Origin of the sequence: Rhizomonospora bruguierae (genome assembly GCF_018397995.1) — a bacterium.
In the GTDB taxonomy this organism is placed as follows: domain Bacteria; phylum Actinomycetota; class Actinomycetes; order Mycobacteriales; family Micromonosporaceae; genus Rhizomonospora; species Rhizomonospora bruguierae.
Genome location: NZ_BBQH01000012.1, coordinates 173,339 through 189,698 on the forward strand (window position 1 = coordinate 173,339; position 16,360 = coordinate 189,698).

A 16,360-nucleotide genomic window follows, 5' to 3' on the forward strand; every position below is an offset into this window, starting at 1 on the left:
ACGCGGCGGAGTCAAGTTCATAGATTGTCCCCGGCGCGGAGTCTGCCCTCCACCGCCGACGGCATCAGTCCGGGCATGCCACCCATCGAACATCGAACGGAGCATTGGCATGTCTGTGCGCAAGCGCGCCCTCGGCGCCGGCCTCGCGGCGGTTCTCGCCGCGGCGGCCGCCGCGGTCGCGGTGACTATGAACGCGGGACCGGCGGTCGCCGCCGGCACCGGCACCGGGTACCTGCACACCAGCGGTAACAAGATCGTCGACAGCACCGGCGCGACGGTGCGGCTGACCGGCATCAACTGGTTCGGCACCGAGACGGACAACAAGACGTTCCACGGGCTGTGGTCCAGCAACCCGTGGCGCAGCCAGATCGACACGATGGCCCGGCTGGGCTACAACACGCTGCGGATCCCGTACTCGGACGACATCTTCAAGGCCGGAGCCACCGCCACCGGCATCAACGACTTCGTCAACCCGGACCTGGTGGGCAACTCGCCGCTCCAGATCATGGACAAGGTCATCAACTACGCCGGTACCAAGGGCATGCGGGTGATCCTGGACCGGCACCGGCCGGACTCGTCCGGGCAGAGCGCACTGTGGTACACCAGCGCCGTACCGGAGAGCACCTGGATCGCCAACTGGAAGACGCTGGCCCAGCGGTACGCCGGCAACACCACCGTGATCGGCGCGGACCTGCACAACGAGCCGCACGCCACGGGAACCCTGCCGAACGCGACCGGCGCCTGCTGGGGCTGCGGCGACCAGGCCCGGGACTGGCGGCTGGCGGCCGAACGGGCCGGCAACGCGATCCTCGGGGTGCAACCGAACTGGCTCATCATCGTGGAGGGCGTGAGCTGCCCGAGCGGCGGCGAGTCCAACCCCTGGGCCAACGACCCCAACCTGGTCGAGGACTGCGGCTGGTGGGGCGGCAACCTGACCAAGGCCGGCGATTTCCCGGTCCGGCTGAACGTGGCGAACCGGCTGGTGTACTCGCCGCACGAGTACGCCACCTCGGTGTACCACCAGACGTGGTTCGACGCCCCGAACTACCCCGCGAACATGCCGGCCATCTGGGACAAGTACTGGGGCTACCTGTACAAGCAGAACATCGCCCCGATCATGATGGGCGAGTTCGGCACGACGCTGGCCTCGAACATCGACAAGGTCTGGCTGCAGAACCTGATGGCCTACACCGGCACCGGCGTCAACGGCATGTCGTTCACCTACTGGTCGTGGAACCCGAACTCGGGTGACACCGGCGGCATCGCGCTGGACGACTGGACCACCATCAACACCGCCAAGCAGGCGATCCTCCAGCCGTACCTGATCGCGCCGGTCGCTGGCGGGCCCACCACCGGGCCGACCGGCGGACCCACCGGCGGCCCGACGGGCGGACCCACGGGCGGGCCGACCGGCGGACCCACCGGCGGACCCACGGGTGGCCCGACCGGCGGACCGACCGGCGGACCGACCGGCAACCCGGTGGGCGGCTGCTCGGCCACCTACCAGCAGGACAACGCGTGGCAGGGCGGCTTCCAGGGCTCGCTGACCGTGAAGAACAACGGCTCCGCCGCGGTGAACCCGTGGACGGTGAAGTGGACCTGGCCGTCCGGCGTGACGCTGCAGAGCGGCTGGAACGCCACGGTCACGCAGAGCGGGACCACGGTGACGGCAGCCGCGCCGAGCTGGGCGACCAGCCTCGCCGCGGGCGCCTCGGTGACGATCGGCTTCACCGCCAACGGCAACGCCACCAGGCCGGCGTCCGTAACGCTCAACGGCGCCAACTGCGCTTAGCTGGTACTGCAGGAAGCGGCCGTCGCCCCGTCCCGGGCGACGGCTGCTTCCGCGCCCACCACCGGCATGCCGAGCAGCACCTTGGGTGCGCCCGGGGCGTGCCCGGCCGCCCACACGTCCCCAGCACGGGTGCGGCGGTGCGACAGCGGGGCGCCGTCCGCGTTCAGGTGGTGCGGGGCGGCGTACGTCACCACGGTCTCCACGATGTCGCCGGGGCGGATGGCCGCCGCCAGCTCGCCGGTCGCGAAGTGCACCAGCCGGCCGTCGCGGGCCCGGCCCGACATCCGCCCGGTGCGCTCGTCCTTGCGCCCCTCGCCGACCGCGACGAGCACCTCGACCCGCTCCCCCACAAGCCTCCGGTTCTGCGCCCAGGTGACCTCCTCCACCACCGCCATGAGCCGGTCGTAGCGCTCCTGGACCACCTGCTTCGGCAACTGGTCCGGCAACTCGGCCGCCGGGGTACCGGGCCGCTTGGAGTACTGGAACGTGAACGCGCTGGCGAAGCGGGCCCGGCGCACGGCGTCGAGGGTCTGCTGGAAGTCCGCCTCGGTCTCGCCGGGGAAGCCGACGATGATGTCCGTGGTGATCGCGGCGTCCGGCATCGCGGCCCGCACCTTCTCGAGGATGCCGAGGTACCGCTCCCGCCGGTACGAGCGGCGCATCGCCCGCAGGACCGCGTCGGAGCCGGACTGCAGCGGCATGTGCAGTTGGTGGCAGACGTTCGGGGTCTGTGCCATCGCGGCGATCACGTCGTCGGTGAAGTCCTTCGGGTGCGGGCTGGTGAAGCGCACCCGCTCCAGGCCGGCGACCTGCCCGCAGGCGCGCAGCAGCTTGCCGAACGCGTACCGGTCGCCGAACTCCGCGCCGTACGAGTTGACGTTCTGCCCAAGCAGGGTGATCTCCAGGACGCCCTCGGCCGCGAGCGCCTCCACCTCGGCCAGGATCTCGCCCGGCCGGCGGTCCTTCTCCCTGCCGCGCAGGCTCGGCACGATGCAGAACGTGCAGGTGTTGTTGCAGCCCACCGAGACGGAGACCCAGCCCGCGTAGGTGGACTCGCGCCGGGTCGGCAGGGTGGAGGGGAAGACCTCCAACGACTCCAGGATCTCCACCTCGGCGGCGGCGTTGTGCCGCGCCCGCTCCAGCAGTGCCGGCAGCGAGCCGATGTTGTGGGTGCCGAAGACCACGTCGACCCAGGGTGCCCGGCGCACGATCTCGCCCCGGTCCTTCTGCGCCAGGCAGCCACCGACCGCGATCTGCATGCCCGGGTGCCGGTCCTTGGTCGGGCGCAGGTGGCCGAGGTTGCCGTAGAGGCGGTTGTCGGCGTTCTCCCGCACCGCGCAGGTGTTGAACACCACGAGGTCCGGGGTGCCGGACCCGGTCGCGCGGACGTAGCCGGCGCCCTCCAGGAGTCCGGCGATGCGCTCGGAGTCGTGCACGTTCATCTGGCAGCCGTACGTCACGACCCGGTAGCTTCTCGACACGCCATCAAGGGTAAAGCCGCCCCCGCCGGCGTCGGCATGGTAGGTGGCGGCGACGCGTCAACGGGGATACGGCAAGTTATCGGCCTGTGACCGTCCCGGCGACCGCTTGAGGCATGCGCCCCTTTACAGTTGCCGGCATGACTGAGGCCAAGGGCACAGTTGCCGGCGTGACTGAGGCCGACGCCGCCGCGGGGGCGGGGGTCGGCGCGGGCCCGCTGGTCCAGCTTGAGGGCGTGAACAAGCACTTCGGGCACCTGCACGTGCTCCGCGACGTCGACTTGGCCGTGGCCCGGGGCGAGGTCGTGGTGGTGATCGGCCCGTCCGGCTCCGGCAAGTCGACGCTGTGCCGCGCGATCAACCGGCTGGAGACCATCGACTCCGGCCGCATCGTCTTCGACGGCCAGCCGCTGCCCGCCGAGGGGCGCTCCCTGGCCCGGCTGCGCGCGGACGTCGGCATGGTCTTCCAGTCGTTCAACCTGTTCGCGCACCGGACGATCCTGCAGAACGTGACGCTCGGGCCGATCAAGGTACGCAAGGAGAAGCCGGCGGAGGCGCGCGAGCGGGCGATGTCCCTGCTGGAGCGGGTCGGCATCGCCAGCCAGGCCGACAAGTACCCGGCACAGCTGTCCGGCGGCCAGCAGCAGCGGGCGGCGATCGCCCGCGCGCTGGCCATGCGGCCGAAGGCGATGTTGTTCGACGAGCCGACCAGCGCCCTGGACCCGGAGATGGTCGGTGAGGTGCTGGACGTGATGACGGCCCTGGCCGGCGAGGGCATGACGATGATCGTCGTCACGCACGAGATGGGTTTCGCCCGGCACGCCGCGAACCGCGTCGTGTTCATGGCGGACGGGCAGTTGGTCGAGCAGGCGGGGCCGGAGGAGTTCTTCGCCAACCCGCGCAGCGACCGCGCCAAGGACTTCCTGTCGAAGATCCTGACGCACTGATCGGCAAGCAGTAAGAGGAGGACGTTCCAGTGAAAACCTTTACGCGCCTGGCCACCGTCACCACGATGGCGGCACTCGCGCTGTCGGTCGCGGCCTGTGGCAAGGAGGACACACCGAGTTCGAACGCCGGCGGCGGCAACGCGCCGGCTTCGGACACCTGCCAGACGTCCGGCGCGACCTTCACCCCGGCCTCGGGCGTGGACATCGCCGGCAGCTCGACCTTCGAGAAGATCAAGTCCGGCGGCACGGTCCGCGTCGGCGTGAAGTTCGACCAGCCGAACCTGGGCTACAAGGACACCTCGGGCACGCGCTGCGGCTTCGACATCGAGATCGCCCAGTACCTCGCCAGCCAGCTCGGCATCGACCCGGCGAAGATCGAGTACAAGGAGATCCCGTCGGCCAACCGGGAGACGGCGATCAAGGGCGGTGAGATCGACTACTACGTCGGCACCTACTCGATCACCGACCAGCGCAAGAACGACATCTCGTTCGCCGGCCCGTACTTCATCGCCGGCCAGGACCTGCTGGTCCGCAAGGACGACAACTCGATCACCGGCAAGGACACGCTGAAGGGCAAGAAGGTCTGCTCCGCGACCGGCTCCACGCCGATCCAGCGGATCCGCGACGAGCAGCTCACCGAGCCGAACAACATCGTCGAGTTCAAGACCTACTCCGAGTGCGTCTCCAACCTGCTGGACAAGAAGGTCGACGCGGTCACCACGGACGACGCGATCCTCAAGGGGTACGCGGCGCAGAGCCCGACCGACATGAAGGTCGTCGGCCAGCCGTTCAGCGTCGAGAAGTACGGCATCGGGCTGCCCAAGGACGACAAGGCCCTGCGCGACTTCGTCAACGACGCGCTGGACGCCGCCTACAAGGACGGCACCTGGCAGAAGATCTACGACGGCACGCTGGGCAAGTCGGGCTCCTCGGCCACCCCGCCGCCGCTCGAGCGGTACTGATTGAGAGCGGCCGGGCGGGCGCCAGCCCGCCCGGCCGCACTGTGCGACTCGCGGACCTGGAGCGAAGCGTGGGCGACTTCTTCGGCGTACTGACCAACGGCAACAACGGGCGGGTGTTCCTGGACGGCTTCACCAACACGGTGGAGTTGTTCGTCATCGCCGCCCTGTGCAGCCTCACGCTGGGCATGCTGCTCGGCGCGATGCGGGTCTCGCCGGTGCCGACGCTGCGCGCCTTCGGCGCCGGCTACGTCAACATCGTGCGGAACACGCCGCTGACCCTGGTCTTCGCGTTCCTGATTTTCGCCGTGCCGAAGCTCGGCCTGAACATCAACCCGTTCCCGTCCGCCTGCGTCGCGCTGACCGTCTACACCGCCGCGTTCGTCTGCGAGGTGGTCCGGTCCGGGATCAACACCGTGCCGACCGGCCAGGGCGAGGCGGCCCGCGCGCTGGGCATGACGTTCGGCCAGGTGCTGGGCCTGATCGTGCTGCCGCAGGCGGTGCGCTCGATGGTCCCGCCGCTGATGAGCGTGCTGATCGCGATGCTCAAGAACACGACGATCGCCGCCGGCTTCTCCGTGCTGGAGGCGGGCGCGATCCAGGACTACATGTCCGAGCGGGGCGAGCCGCGGTTCGGGGTGCTGCTCTGGGTCACCATCGGCTTCCTGATCCTCATCCTCCCGCTGGTGGCCTTCCAGCGGTACCTCGAGCGCAAGTGGGCGGTCGCACGATGAGCGGTGGCAGCACCGTCCTGTATGACGTTCCCGGGCCGCGGGCCCGCCGGCGCAACGCCGCCATCGGGCTGCTGGCGCTCGCCGGGATCGCCGCCCTCGTCGCGTTCGTGATCTACCGGTTCAACGTGACCGGCCAGTTCGAGCAGCGCCGGTGGGACCAGTTCCAGTACTCGGCGGTCCAGCGGGAACTGCTGTCCGGCCTGGGCGCCACGCTCAAGGCGGCCGGCATCGCCTCGGTGCTGGCGCTGCTGTTCGGCGCGGTGTTCGCCAGCGCCCGACTCAGCGACCGCTGGATCCTGCGGGCGCCGGCGACGTTCGTGGTCGAGCTGTTCCGGGCCATCCCGCTGCTGATCATGATCTTCTTCTTCTACTACGGCCCGCTCCAGTACGGCTGGAGCATCCCCAACCTGTGGGCGCTGGTGCTCGGCCTGACCCTCTACAACGGCTCGGTGCTGGCCGAGATCTTCCGGGCCGGCATCGCCGCCGTGCCGCGCGGCCAGGCCGAGGCCGGCTACGCGACGGGCCTGCGCAAGAACCAGGTGCTGCGGCTGATCCTGCTCCCCCAGGCGGTCCGGTCGATGCTGCCGGCGATCGTCAGCCAGCTCGTGGTGCTACTCAAGGACACCGCGCTGGGCTTCATCATCACCTACCCCGAGCTGCTGTACTACGGCAAGCAGATCGGCGGGCGGCTGGCGTTCGGCCTGCCGTACGTGCCGGCATACCTGGTCGTCGCGGCCATCTACATCGCGCTCTGCGGCGCGCTGTCCATGCTCGCGTACTGGCTGCAGAAGCACCTGTCGCGGATGCCGAAGACGGCCGCGCCGGTAATGCTCCGCACCGACAAGGAGACGGGAGCGACGGCACCCACGCCCCTGTGACAGCATGTGCCAGATCGGTCACCGTACGGCACGTAAGACGGGTTGACGGGTAGTAGCCTCACCGGTGCTACGACACGCATCCGTCTATACGGGGGGATAGGGACGTGCCTGACACCGGTCAGGATCTGGGCGCCGATCTCAACCGCCTGGAAACCATGGCGTTGCGGAACCTGCCCAACGTGGCGGAGCAGTACGGCAACGCCGCCGCCAGGGTCAACGGCACCGGCTTCAGCGTCGGCGCCGCCTTCAGCCGCCACACCGCGTTCGGCGGCAGCACCCAGGGCCCCGCGCTCGGCCCGTGGATCCAGCTCAAGGACACCATCGCCGGATATCTGCGGGACACGGCCGACAAACTGGACGCCACGGCGGAGGCGTTGGAGTTGGCCGTCAAAGCGATCGCCGACGCCGACCAGGCGGCCGCCGCCGAACTAGACAGGCTGCGCGGCGGGGCGCACCGTGACGTGCCACCACCGCAGGGGCGGTGACGGGTGAGCTTCGACCAGTTGCCGCAGCACGTACAGGACATCGCGACGAAGGCGTACGCCGAGGGGGTCAAGCGGCTCAGGGGTACGCAGTCGCCCACGTACATCGCCCAGGAGGAGCTGAACCTGAGGGCAACTGTGCTTTCGTCGACGTGCCCGCGATGTACCAGCCGTTCCTGACCATGCCGGAGCCCAGCGCGTTCGACGGGTTGATCCACGACCTCGAGCAGGCGATGAGCAGCTTGACCTCGAAGGCCGAGCAACATGACCCGTTTGCCAGGGACGGCGGCCGGGTGTACTCGGCGAACCCGGTCCTGGAAGAGCTGCCCGCGTCCGGCGACCTCATCGCATCGTGGACCGGCTACGCCGCGATCACCTTCAAACAAACCTTCATCGACCCGTTCCCGGCGCTGGTGCAAAACCAGTTCCTGCTGGTCTCAATGCTCCGCGCGGCGCTGGAGGCGGAGCGGACGCTGTGGGAGAGCGCCCGCAGGGACATCGACAAAATCGCCGAGACGACGCTTAAGGCGCTCGATGCCATGCACGGCAGCTGCCACCAGACCTCGTGGACGCTCACCTTCGACATCATCGCGGCCGTGGTGGGCGTGGCGCTCGCCATCCCGACGTTGGGTGCCTCGGAGATCGGCGCGGCGGCGGTGATCTCGCTGACCGCCGGCGCCGCCGGCGCCGGCGTCGTGGGCGACCTTCCGGTCGAGTCAGACAAGCCAGACAACGGCACCAAGGTCGGTGGCCACGAGGTCAACGAGGTCATTGGGTCCATGCGGACGGCCATCCAGGACTACACGACCCTCGTCAACGACCGCGAGAGCTTCATCGCCCAGCGGCTGCGAGGCATGGTCGGCACGGTGCACAGCCGGCCCGACCTGTTCGTGTCGCCGCGGCCAGCGCTGCGCGACATGAACGGCGGCAATGCCACCTCCGGTCGCTACCTCGGCTACTCCACCTGAGAAGGGCAGGCACCGTGGGCGAGCTCGCCGACCGGCTCGACCGGATGACCGTCCGCGCGTCGACCCGCGACCGTTCGGTGTCCGCGCGGTTGGGCGGCCTGTCGGAAATCGGGCTGGAGTTGACGGCCGGCTACTACCACCGCGCCTCCGAACCTGACCTGGAGCGCAAGCTCGCCGGTGCGGTGGTGGAGAACACCAGCCAGCGGGCGGCCTACCGGGCGCGTGTGCTCTTCGACTACCTCGACGCCCGCGGGCGGTCGGTCGCCTACCCGCAAGCCCGGGAGCGGATCGTGGAGGTACCGGTGATCCCGCCGGGCGCGCGGATACCGGTGGGAACCTGGTCGTACGTGCGCGAAGACGGCATCCGCACCCACCCGACCATCACGACGCTGAAGGTCACCTTCGGTCAGGTGCGCTGGGTGGCGACCACCGAGGTCCCGACCGGCATCACCGCCACGACGCAGACCATCACCCGCCGGCCGGAGGGGTCCCTGAGCGCGATGCTCACCTACACCCGGCAGTCAACATCCTGCCGGACCCTCGTACCGCGGGGGGGGTCGGCATGGTGTTCCGGAACGCGACCGGACCCGATCACCCCCGACGACCCGGTCAACTGAGCGGCACCTCAGCGGGCGATCTCCGTCACCCGGGACTCGCGGACCACGGTCACCCGGATCTGGCCCGGGTAGGTCAGCTCCTCCTCGATCTGCTTGGCCACGTCCCGGGCGAGCACGGCGGCGCCGATGTCGTCCACGTCGTCGGGGCGGACCATGACCCGGATCTCCCGGCCGGCCTGCATCGCGAACACCTTCTCCACCCCCGCCTTGCCGCCGGCGATCTCCTCGATCCGCTCCAGCCGCTTCACGTACGCCTCGAGGCTCTCCCGGCGCGCGCCGGGACGCCCACCCGAGCAGGCGTCCGACGCCTGGGTGAGCACCGCCTCGACGGTCTGCGGCGGCACCTCGTTGTGGTGCGCCTCGATGGCGTGCACCACGTCCTCGCTCTCGCCGTACTTGCGGGCCAGGTCGGCGCCGATCAACGCGTGGCTGCCCTCCACCTCGTGGGTCAGCGCCTTACCGATGTCGTGCAGGAACGCGCACCGCTTGATGGTCGGCACGTCCAGCCCCAGCTCCGCGGCCATGACGCCGGCGATGTGCGCGGTCTCGGTGAGGTGCTTGAGCACGTTCTGCCCGTACGAGGTGCGGTAGCGCAGCCGGCCGAGCAGGGTCACCAACTCCGGGTGAATCTCGGTGATGCCCACCTCGACCAGGGCGTCCTCGGCGGCCCGCTGGCACAGGCGCTCGACGTCCTGCCGGGCGAGGTCGAACACCTCCTCGATGCGGTGCGGGTGGATCCGCCCGTCCAGGACCAGCTTCTCCAGGGTCAGCCGCCCGATCTCCCGGCGGACCGGGTCGAAGCAGGACAGCAGCACCGCCTCGGGCGTGTCGTCGATGATCAGGTTGACGCCGGTGACCGACTCGAAGGCGCGGATGTTGCGCCCCTCCCGGCCGATGATCCGCCCCTTCATCTCGTCGCTGGGCAGGTGCAGCACGGAGACGACGCTCTCCGCGGTCTGCTCGCTGGCGACCCGCTGGATGGCGTCCACCACGATGTGCCGGGCCCGCTGCTCCGCGGTGCCGCGGGCATCCGCCTCGATGTCCCGCACCAGCAGCGCGGCCTCCCGCTTCGCCTGCTGCTCGATCGCCTCGACCAGTTCCGTCCGGGCCGCCTCGGCGGTCAGCCCGGCGACCCGCTCCAGTTCCCGGCGGCGCCGCTCCTCCGCCTCCGCGAGCCCCCTCTCCCGGGCCTCCAGCGCGGCCGACCGCTCGGCCAGTTCTCGCTTCTCGGCGGCCAGCCGCCGGTCCCGCTCGGCGAGGCGCTCCACCTCCTCGGCGTGCAACCGCTCCCGCTCGTCCAGGCGGTGTGCCCGGCGCTCCAGGTCGGCGGCGTGCTCCTTGGTGGTGGCGGCGAGCATCGCGATCTCCCGCTCGCCGCTGCGCCGGGCGGCGGTACGCAACTGCTCCGCGTCCTGCTCGGCCTGCCGGTGTGCCCGCTCCAGGATCGTGTCCGCCTCCGCCCGCGCGGCGTCCAGCACCCGGCGCGCCTCGGCCCGGGCGGCGCTCGCCTCGGCCTTCGCGGCGGCGGCCTCGGTCCGCGCGCTCGCCGCGGAACTGCGCGCCTGCTCCACCGAGGCGGTCGCCTCGTCGGCGGCGCTGCGCAGCGCGGACAGGGACTGCTCCCGGCGGTCCCGCTCGGCCAGGTAGGCCGGGTCCGGTGGGGCAGCCGGCGGGGCCGGCGGCGCGGCGACGAGGCGGCGCAGGGCGCGCGCACCGAGCACCAGCCCGGTCAGCACCAGGGCGGCCAGCACGGCGACCGCCGCCACCAGGCCCCACTCCAGGCCGGTCACGCCACACCCCTCGGGTACCCGCCGGCGCCGTCGCGGTCGGGGGCGATCGTCGCCCACTCGATCATGGCGTCCACCTCCTCACAGCGAGGCGCCGGTACCGGGCACATGGCCCGGGCCCGCAACGCGCGTGCGGCTGTGGAGACGCCCGACCGAGGCGACTGGCCGGGTACGGTCCACCGCCGGTGCGGCCGGAGGCGGCACCGCGGCGACCGTGGTATGTCAAGCCGGCACCGGCGCGGCCTCGCCGGGGTCGGAAGCACTCACCCCACGCCCGATTCGCCCGGATGTGGGACCAAAGTGATGCTGTTCTGTTACGCGATCTATGTTGTGCGGTTAGCCCGCGTTGGTCGGACGTACTCCCCTAGTACCGCGAGGCTAGGTCGCCGGCACCGGTCCGGTCAAGGACCCATGATCGGGACCAACCGCCGCAACCCCGGCCAGCCGGGCATTCGCCGAACAGCGAATTTTGTCGATCGCGCGGCGCACCGCCCGACCTCCGCCGCTACCCGACCCCCGGGTGTTACTTGCCGGCGTCGAGGATCTCCGCTATCGCGTCCCGGCGGACGGCGTCGAACAGCGTCTTGGCCTTCCCCGGGTCCGCGAACACCACGCTCTCGCTGCCGACCCGGCCCGTGCCCTTGCTCGGGCTGGTCAGGAACGTGAGGTTGCCGCTACGCAGGTGGCGCAGGTCGGTCGCCATATCGATCAGTGACAGCGTCTTGTCCACGGCGACCGCGTCCGCCGACGCCCGCACGAACGAGTTCAGCCTGGTGGGGCTGGCGAGCAGGCCCCCGGAGGCCGCCGTGTCCAGGATCGCCTTGATCACCTGCTGCTGGTGCCGGATCCGGGCGAAGTCGCCGTCCTTGAACGCGTACCGCTCGCGGGCGTAGTCCAGCGTCGCCGCCCCGTCCATGACCTGCCGCCCCTTGGTGAACTGGCGCTTGCCGTCCGGGTTCAGCGAGTGGGTGGAGGTGAAACTCTGCTCCACATCGATCGTCACGCCACCGAGCGCGTCGACGATCTCCTTGAAGCCGGCGAAGTCGATGACCACGACATGGTCGATCCGGACGTTCGTGAACTTCTCCACCGACTGCACCATCAGCGGGATGCCGCCCCAGGCGAACGAAGCGTTGATCTTCGCGTCCCGGTCGCCGTGCTTACCGTCCTTGGACCGCGGCACGTGCACCCAGGTGTCCCGCGGGATCGAGATGAGCTGCGCGCTGGACCGGTCCTTCGGCAGGTGGGCCACGATGATCGTGTCGGTGCGCGAGCCGGAGCTGCTCTCCGGGTCCCGGGAGTCGCTGCCCAGGATCAGGAAGTTCTGCGCGTCCTGCGCCACCTTCGCCGGGCGCGCCTCCTCCGGCACCTGGTCGAACGCGTCCACCCGGTCCACCCCGGACTCGACGGAGCGCAGGTAGAGCCCACCGGCCACAACCGCGCCGCCGCCCAGCAGGGCCAGCACCAGCAGGGTGATGAGCAGGACGCGCCGCCACCGCCGGCGCTTGCGGGGCGCGGCCTCGACCTCGCCGTCCGGCGGCGGCTCGAAGATGTCAGCGGAGTCGGATTCCACGAGACCGGGGCGAGACATGGCTTCGATGCTATCGATTCCTGCTCTGCCGCGGGTACCCGCACGTGCCGCGCGAGGTGTGCGGTCCGCAACGTGACGCGGCAGGCTGGGCGCGGGCGGGGCACCGCTAGGATCCGCACCAGGAACAGCGGGGAAGGGTCGGGATGCAGCCAGTTAGCCCCTACACGTTCAACGGCGCACTGGGCCACTGCCCGGTGGGCGCGGTCTGGTCCGCCGTGGACGAACAGGGCAGGCCGCTGACGGTGGCCGTGCTCGACCCCAACGTCGCCCGGGACCCGCGCTGGCGGGACGCGTTCGCGGCGGCGGTCAGCTCGCTGGCGCGGCCCGGTCCGGAGAATCCCCGGCACGTCCGCGCGGACTTCACCGTGGACGCACCGTGGGCCGCGTACGCGGGGGCTGGTGGTGAGGGCCCCGGCGCCGAGCGGGTGTTCGAGTCGCTCGGCATGCAGGTCCAGGCCACGGAGCCGGACGCCCCGCCGGTCGGGCCGGCCGCCGACCCGGATGACAGCGACGCGTCGCAGCCCACCGCCCGCATCGACCTGCCGCAGCAGCCCACCCAGCCGTCCTACCCCGCGGGCACCGGCCCCAACCCGGCCCCCACCTCGGCGCCGCCGGTCCCGATCTCAGGCGTTCCGGACCCGGTCTCCGGGATTCCGGTGTCACCCGCATCCCAGCCGCAGTCGCCGGCCTCATACGACGTCGTCTACTCGTCGTCGCCCGCGTACCAGGACCCGTTCAGCTCCCCCGTGCGGCACATCGTGCCGTCCGAGCCGCCCAAGCGGCGCACCGGGCTGTGGGTCGGAATCGCGGTGGTCCTGGTCGTCCTCCTCGCCGGCGCCGGCACCCTGTTCGCTCTGACCGGCGGCTTCGGCGGCGGGGACAGGCCCGAGCCCCGACCGTCCGCGACGACCGCGGCGCCGCCGGTGGCGCTGCCGCCCACCCCGCCCGTGAGCCCAGGCGTCGAGCCGCCCACGCAAGGCTCATGGCCCACGAAGTGGCCCCGCTACTCGGCCACCGACCAGGTGAAGACGCTCACCCTGGAAGGGCTGGGCTTCCCGGTCAAGGTCCCACCGACGTGGCAGTGCACGCTCGCCGGTCAGGCCGAGGGCCTCATCAGGTACACCTGCGGCACACCGCCCGGGCAGAAGCCCGAGTTCGGCGGCGACCTCATCGTGCGCGCCTGCGCGCAGCCCTGCGACGAGCAGCGACAGACCGAAATGCGCCAGGCCGAGGAAGCGTGGGGCGCGCAGTGGATCCGTAGCGGACAGTTCTCCACGTACGCCGAGCAGATCCTGCAGGTCGATGGCGAGCCGCGGCACGGCCTGGTGGTGGTCGGGTACTTTCGCGGCGGCGACAGCGGCGAGATCGACCGGCAGCTGGTGTTCCGGATGACCGCGCCCCAGCGGGAGGCCCAGACGTTGCGCAGGGTCGCCACCTACCTGCGCGACACCCTGGTGTTCTGAGCGATCCGCCCGCGCTGACCGGCCGAGGCCGCCCCGGTCAGCGGGTGGTCTCGGCGATCCAAGCGGCCATGCGCGTGGCGAACTCGCCCGCCGAAAACCAGGCCGCGTGCGCCGCCAGCCGTTCGCGCGGCAGTTCGGTGACGCGTCGCAGCAGAGGTCTGTAGGCGTCCGGGTCGCGGGAGTCGGTGAGGAAGCCGGTCTCACCATCGACGACCGTCTCCAGCAGCCCGCCCCGGCGCAGCCCCACCACCGGGGTTCCGCACGCCTGTGCCTCGACCGGGATGATGCCGAAGTCCTCGTGGACCGGGAACAGCAACGCCCGGGCGCCCCAGTACAGCCGCCGCAACCGCTCCCGGTCCGGCTGCACCTCGAACGTCACCGGGACGGCAGCTCGCTCGGCCGCGCGGCGCAGGTTCGCCTCCTCCGGACCCGACCCAGCGACGACCAGCGGCAGTCCGGCCGCGGCGGCGATCGCGATGATGAGGTCGAAGTTCTTGTACGGAATCCAGCGCCCCGCGCCGAGCAGGTAGTCCCGCGGCTGCCCCCGGTCCGCGGCCGGCGCGTCCGCGAAGAACTCCACGTCGACCGGCGGGTTGATGACGACCGCGTCGCGCCGCCAGTAGCGGGCGATGCGATCGCGCACCTCACGGGAATTCGCCGCGTAGCTGTGCACGTGCCGGCTGAGCCGCACGTCCACGCCCTGCAAAACCCGCCTCGGCACCGTCAGCAGCGGACTGGACCCGCGCCCGTCGAAGTCCGGGCTCCAGACGTACCGCGCCGGCGAGTGCACGTAACTGAGATACCGGGTCCGGTCGGGCGGACCCAGCCGCACGGTGTGTGCGAACGCGTGGCTGGAGGAGATCACGACGTCGAACCGTTCCCGGCTCAGCGTGCGCCAGGCGAGCGGCATCAACGGCAGTGCGCCCGCCTTGCTGTACCGCAGCGGTGTGCGGGCCAGCCAGGACTCGCGCAGGTCGGGCTCTTCCGCGTCGTGATCCTTCCACAGTACGAAACGCTCGGCGTGCGGCACGATCTCGCCGATGCGCCGGAACACCATTTCCGAGCCGCCGGTCGCACCGAACCACTCATGCACCAACGCGACGGATTGCCCGGCGAGTACGTCCTGGCCCGTCATCCGTTACTCCTCACGACCGGGGGCGGCGCAGCCTCCCGCTTGTCCCGGCGGCGGAGGCCGGACAGGAACCGTTCACGCAGACTCGGTACCGCCGTGACATACACGCCCCAGACCAGCAGGATGGCGGCACAGGATACGGCGAGGCGTACGAAACCGGTGCCGCGCAGGGCGTACCCGACCGCGCCCGCCGCGGCCGCGCCAGGCAGCAGGGTGGCGAGTAGTCCCGCGCAGAACCTGAGCACGCCCAGCCAGTGCGCCGACAGCAGGAACATGAGCACTCCACAGACGGACGACGCCGCGCCGATGGTGAACGCACCCCAGTACCGGTACAGCAGCAGGTTCACGGCGACGGCCGCGGAGAACGACACCGCCATGACGACGGTGACCCGCAGGTTCGCGCCCCGCGCGTTGAGCACCTTGACGAATGTGTACCCGACCACCTGGGCCCAGATGCCGAGGGCGAAGCCGAGCAGCATCACCGACGAGGTCGCGACGGCCCGCTCGTCGAACTCGCCGCGGGCGTACACGAATGTGACGATGCCGGTGCTGTTGATGCAGAGCATCAGCGACAGCGGCACGGTCGTCAGGAGCACCGGCGGGATCAGGCGGCGCAGTCCGCCGATCACCTCGTGCGCGGCCATCTTGGTGAAGGAGGCCAGGCCGGCCAGGCCAAGCGGCGCGGCGAGCAGCGCCATCAGTGAGTCGACCACGAACCGGGCGTACTCGGTCGCAGCCACCACCTCGACGCCAAGCAACGAGCCGACGATCCGTTCGACGGCGATCGAGCCCTGGAGGATCACCGGGACAAGCAGCAGCGGGCGCAGGCGCCGCCAGAACATCGCCAGCGCGATTCGGTACCCGGCCCGCTCGGGTAGCTGGACGGTGCGGTCGTCACCGCCGGTCAGATACCCGCGCCGGTGTACCCAGAACGCCCCGAACGCGCAGAGCACGATGTACGGGATGGTGAAGCCCCAGGCGAGCAGCGCGACATGCCCCGTCTTGTACGCCGCGAGGGTCGCGCCGATTAGGCCGAGGCTCTGGAACGACGGCCGCAGGTTGATCAGGCGGACGTCATCGTGCGCCAATCCGACCAGTGTGTACAGGTTGTACTGGACGTAGAACGGCACGCCGACGGCGGCGATACCAAGCATCGACGCGGCTATCGCCGCCGTACCGGCGTCGAGGCCCGGCCCCAGCAGGCGGACCCAGCCGTGCCGCCCGATCAGCAACGCGAGCACGAGCACCAGCGAGAACGCCGCCAGCAGCGAGCGCACGCTGCGGTACAGGGCGGCCGCCATGGCCGGGCGCTCCTGCCGGTACTGGACGTAGAGCGGCAGGAAGCCGGCCGTGAGCGCGTCGGCGGTGAAGAAGTTGATGGGGATGAAGGTGGCGGTCAGCGCGATCCGGTTGGCCGCCACCGCGCGGCCCGCCCCGAACAGCGCCGCGAGCAAAACCTCGCGCGCGACGCCGAGAATCTTCCCGGTGATGCCCCCGAGAACCAGGCGGAAGAAGATTCTGCCCACGGCGGC

Annotated in this window: 14 protein-coding genes; 9 read left to right on the forward strand and 5 right to left on the reverse strand. The window is 70.7% G+C overall.

What is annotated here, in order from left to right; translation table 11 throughout:
* Nucleotides 1-109: 109 nt before the first annotated feature.
* Nucleotides 110-1,792, forward strand: a complete 1,683-nt coding sequence (locus KJS59_RS04260) for a cellulase family glycosylhydrolase (protein ID WP_213450955.1) — start codon at nucleotides 110-112, stop codon at nucleotides 1,790-1,792.
* Here KJS59_RS04260 and miaB read toward each other — a convergent pair.
* Nucleotides 1,789-3,273, reverse strand: a complete 1,485-nt coding sequence (gene miaB / locus KJS59_RS04265) for a tRNA (N6-isopentenyl adenosine(37)-C2)-methylthiotransferase MiaB (RefSeq protein ID WP_283775740.1) — start codon at nucleotides 3,271-3,273, stop codon at nucleotides 1,789-1,791. The two genes, KJS59_RS04260 and miaB, sit on opposite strands and share 4 nt — an antisense overlap.
* Nucleotides 3,274-3,410: 137 nt before the next feature.
* Between miaB and KJS59_RS04270 the strand changes: the two genes are divergently transcribed.
* The 7 genes from KJS59_RS04270 to KJS59_RS04300 all read left to right on the forward strand — a co-directional run bounded on the left by KJS59_RS04270 (nucleotide 3,411) and on the right by KJS59_RS04300 (nucleotide 8,855).
* Nucleotides 3,411-4,217: an amino acid ABC transporter ATP-binding protein gene (locus tag KJS59_RS04270; RefSeq protein WP_456316007.1), complete on the forward strand. Its 807-nt coding sequence runs from the start codon at nucleotides 3,411-3,413 to the stop codon at nucleotides 4,215-4,217.
* A gap of 29 nt (nucleotides 4,218-4,246) precedes the next feature.
* On the forward strand, nucleotides 4,247-5,179 hold the full coding sequence (locus KJS59_RS04275) for a glutamate ABC transporter substrate-binding protein (RefSeq protein ID WP_249713857.1): 933 nt from the start codon (nucleotides 4,247-4,249) through the stop codon (nucleotides 5,177-5,179).
* A gap of 68 nt (nucleotides 5,180-5,247) precedes the next feature.
* Nucleotides 5,248-5,910 carry an amino acid ABC transporter permease gene (locus tag KJS59_RS04280; RefSeq protein WP_213450956.1) on the forward strand — a complete coding sequence of 221 codons (663 nt, stop codon included), beginning with the start codon at nucleotides 5,248-5,250 and terminating at the stop codon, nucleotides 5,908-5,910.
* Nucleotides 5,907-6,788, forward strand: coding sequence for an amino acid ABC transporter permease (locus KJS59_RS04285; protein ID WP_213450957.1), 882 nt, complete (start codon nucleotides 5,907-5,909; stop codon nucleotides 6,786-6,788). The genes KJS59_RS04280 and KJS59_RS04285 overlap by 4 nt, the downstream gene beginning before the upstream one ends.
* 104 nt (nucleotides 6,789-6,892) lie before the next feature.
* On the forward strand, nucleotides 6,893-7,273 hold the full coding sequence (locus KJS59_RS04290; RefSeq protein WP_213450958.1) for a hypothetical protein: 381 nt from the start codon (nucleotides 6,893-6,895) through the stop codon (nucleotides 7,271-7,273).
* A 179-nt stretch (nucleotides 7,274-7,452) separates the two neighbouring features.
* Entirely contained in the window at nucleotides 7,453-8,238 is a 786-nt protein-coding gene (locus KJS59_RS04295) for a hypothetical protein (protein WP_213450959.1), read from the forward strand.
* Nucleotides 8,239-8,252: 14 nt separating this feature from the next.
* Nucleotides 8,253-8,855, forward strand: coding sequence for a hypothetical protein (locus tag KJS59_RS04300; RefSeq protein WP_213450960.1), 603 nt, complete (start codon nucleotides 8,253-8,255; stop codon nucleotides 8,853-8,855).
* Nucleotides 8,856-8,863: 8 nt separating this feature from the next.
* Here the strand turns inward: KJS59_RS04300 and rny are convergent, their stop codons facing one another.
* Both rny and KJS59_RS04310 read right to left on the reverse strand, forming a co-directional pair.
* Nucleotides 8,864-10,645, reverse strand: coding sequence for a ribonuclease Y (rny, locus tag KJS59_RS04305; RefSeq protein WP_213450961.1), 1,782 nt, complete (start codon nucleotides 10,643-10,645; stop codon nucleotides 8,864-8,866).
* Between the two features lie 520 nt (nucleotides 10,646-11,165).
* Nucleotides 11,166-12,233, reverse strand: coding sequence for an LCP family protein (locus KJS59_RS04310; protein WP_213450962.1), 1,068 nt, complete (start codon nucleotides 12,231-12,233; stop codon nucleotides 11,166-11,168).
* Between the two features lie 143 nt (nucleotides 12,234-12,376).
* On the opposite strand from KJS59_RS04310, the gene KJS59_RS04315 reads away from it, so the two are divergent.
* The gene (locus KJS59_RS04315; protein WP_213450963.1) at nucleotides 12,377-13,696 is read left to right on the forward strand and encodes a hypothetical protein; all 1,320 of its coding nucleotides are present in this window, start codon (nucleotides 12,377-12,379) and stop codon (nucleotides 13,694-13,696) included.
* Between the two features lie 37 nt (nucleotides 13,697-13,733).
* Here KJS59_RS04315 and KJS59_RS04320 read toward each other — a convergent pair whose 3' ends face one another.
* Both KJS59_RS04320 and KJS59_RS04325 read right to left on the reverse strand, forming a co-directional pair.
* Nucleotides 13,734-14,831: a glycosyltransferase gene (locus KJS59_RS04320; RefSeq protein ID WP_213450964.1), complete on the reverse strand. Its 1,098-nt coding sequence runs from the start codon at nucleotides 14,829-14,831 to the stop codon at nucleotides 13,734-13,736.
* Nucleotides 14,828-16,354 carry a lipid II flippase MurJ gene (locus tag KJS59_RS04325; protein ID WP_213450965.1) on the reverse strand — a complete coding sequence of 509 codons (1,527 nt, stop codon included), beginning with the start codon at nucleotides 16,352-16,354 and terminating at the stop codon, nucleotides 14,828-14,830. Before KJS59_RS04325 ends, KJS59_RS04320 begins: the two co-directional genes overlap by 4 nt.
* Between the last annotated feature and the right edge of the window lie 6 nt (nucleotides 16,355-16,360).

What these genes read in the sequence shown, in the direction of transcription:
- KJS59_RS04320 (WP_213450964.1), bottom strand. Translation starts at nt 14,831, where the DNA reads ATGACGGGCCAGGACGTACTCGCCGGGCAATCCGTCGCGTTGGTGCAT.
- KJS59_RS04260 (WP_213450955.1), top strand. Translation starts at nt 110, where the DNA reads ATGTCTGTGCGCAAGCGCGCCCTCGGCGCCGGCCTCGCGGCGGTTCTC.
- KJS59_RS04285 (WP_213450957.1), top strand. Translation starts at nt 5,907, where the DNA reads ATGAGCGGTGGCAGCACCGTCCTGTATGACGTTCCCGGGCCGCGGGCC.
- KJS59_RS04315 (WP_213450963.1), top strand. Translation starts at nt 12,377, where the DNA reads ATGCAGCCAGTTAGCCCCTACACGTTCAACGGCGCACTGGGCCACTGC.
- KJS59_RS04310 (WP_213450962.1), bottom strand. Translation starts at nt 12,233, where the DNA reads ATGTCTCGCCCCGGTCTCGTGGAATCCGACTCCGCTGACATCTTCGAG.
- KJS59_RS04270 (WP_456316007.1), top strand. Translation starts at nt 3,411, where the DNA reads ATGACTGAGGCCAAGGGCACAGTTGCCGGCGTGACTGAGGCCGACGCC.
- KJS59_RS04295 (WP_213450959.1), top strand. Translation starts at nt 7,453, where the DNA reads ATGCCGGAGCCCAGCGCGTTCGACGGGTTGATCCACGACCTCGAGCAG.